Here is a 954-nt window from a genome sequence, read left to right on the forward strand (position 1 = left end):
ATTCCAGTGCATCGCCAGGAAGGCCTGGCCCGGCGCCTGGTCGGGCGTGATCCGGACCCGGGCGAGGGCGCGGCCCCAGCCGCTTCTCAGCCGCGCCAGGTCGCCCTCGGCCAGGTTATGGCGGCGGGCGTCGTCGGGATGCAGCTCGACCGCCGGCTCCGGGCTGTTGGCGGCCAGGCGCGGGACCGCCCCGGTGCGGGTCATGGTATGCCACTGGTCGCGCAGCCGGCCGGTGTTCAGCAGCATCGGCCGGTCGCGGTCCGGGCGATGCGCCGGCGGGCGGTGCCGCACCGGCACGAAGCGGGCGCGGCCGTCCGGCGTCGGAAAGCGGCCATCGGCGAACAGCCGCGTCGTGCCCAGCCGTCGGCCCTCGGGAACCGGCCACTGCACCGGTTCCAGCGCGTCATAAGCCTCCCGGTCCAGCCCGGCCAGGGCGCCGATGTCGAAGGCGCGCCCGCCGTCATTCTCGAAGGCGGACAGGGCGGCGTGCTCGCGGAAGATCGCGGCCGGGTCCTCATAGGGGAAGGCGGCGGCAAAGCCCATGCGGCGCGCCACCTGGGTGACGATCCACCAGTCCGGCCGGGCCCGGCCGGGCAGGGGGCGGAAGCGGCGCTGGCGCGAGATCCGGCGCTCGGAATTGGTGACGGTGCCGTCCTTCTCTCCCCAGCCGGCGGCGGGCAGCAGCACATCGGCCAGGCGGGCGGTGTCGGTCTCGGCGGTGACGTCGGAGACGACGACCAGCTCGCAGCGGGCCAGGCCGCGGCGCAGCCGCTCGGCGTCCGGCACGCTGACGGCCGGGTTGGTCGCCATGATCCACAGCGCCTTGATCCGGCCGGCGGCGACGGCGTCGAACAGCTCCACCGCCTTCAGCCCCGGGCGCTCGGCCAGCCGCGGCGCCCGCCAGAAGCGGCGCAGCCGGTCGCGCGCCGCCGGGTCCTCGAAGCCCATATGGGC

General features: G+C 75.9%; 1 protein-coding gene. It reads right to left on the reverse strand.

Annotated features, from left to right (window positions below):
* On the reverse strand, nt 1-954 hold a 954-nt coding region (locus tag P409_RS35235), incomplete at both ends, for a molybdopterin oxidoreductase family protein (RefSeq protein WP_034849760.1).

The organism is Inquilinus limosus MP06, assembly GCF_000767795.1.
GTDB classification, from domain to species: Bacteria; Pseudomonadota; Alphaproteobacteria; order DSM-16000; family Inquilinaceae; genus Inquilinus; species Inquilinus limosus_E.